The organism is Marinobacter sp. BW6, assembly GCF_008107725.1.
Taxonomy (GTDB): domain Bacteria; phylum Pseudomonadota; class Gammaproteobacteria; order Pseudomonadales; family Oleiphilaceae; genus Marinobacter.
Map to the genome: position 1 here is coordinate 1 of NZ_VIRN01000034.1, position 577 is coordinate 577.

At 61.5% G+C, this 577-nt stretch carries 2 protein-coding genes; one reads left to right on the forward strand and one right to left on the reverse strand.

Going from position 1 to position 577, the window contains the following annotated elements; all coding sequences use genetic code 11:
* Nucleotides 1-2: 2 nt before the first annotated feature.
* Complete coding sequence (gene mrx1, locus FMN52_RS00155; protein WP_240339359.1) at nt 3-236, forward strand: mycoredoxin Mrx1; 234 nt, start codon at nt 3-5, stop codon at nt 234-236.
* Between the two features lie 12 nt (nt 237-248).
* Here mrx1 and FMN52_RS00160 read toward each other — a convergent pair.
* Nucleotides 249-577, reverse strand: a 329-nt coding sequence (locus FMN52_RS00160; protein ID WP_148606713.1) for an NUDIX domain-containing protein, incomplete at its 5' end; no start/stop codon positions are given.

Here is a 577-nt window from a genome sequence, read left to right on the forward strand (position 1 = left end):
CCATCTATACGACATCATGGTGTGGCTATTGCCTTCGACTCAAAACAGCGCTCACGGCCAACCGAATCGCTTACGACGAGGTCGACATCGAACACAACCGTGCGGCCGCGGAGTTCGTCGGCTCGGTCAATGGCGGCAACAGAACTGTTCCCACGGTGAAGTTCGCCGACGGGTCGACGCTGACTAACCCGAGCGCGGACGAGGTCAAAGCGAAGCTGGTAAAGATCGCGGGTTAACGACGTGGACTTTCATTCGCACGCTGCCCACGATTCGATGATCACGCGGGCGATCGAGATCGACCCGGGCAGTAGCAGTTTCGACTCCGACGCACTGGACCAATCGCCGGCGGCAAGCGCTGCGCGCACCTCATCGCGGGTGAACCACGCGGCTTCGGCGATTTCGCCGTCGCTGAACGAGAACTCCTCATCCGGGTCACCCAAGGCATGAAAGCCAACCATTAACGACCGCGGGAACGGCCACGGCTGGCTGCCCAGATAGCGCACATCGCGAACGGTCAGGCCGATTTCCTCGCGGATCTCCCGGGCGACGCAGACTTCGAACGACTCTCCGGCCTCGA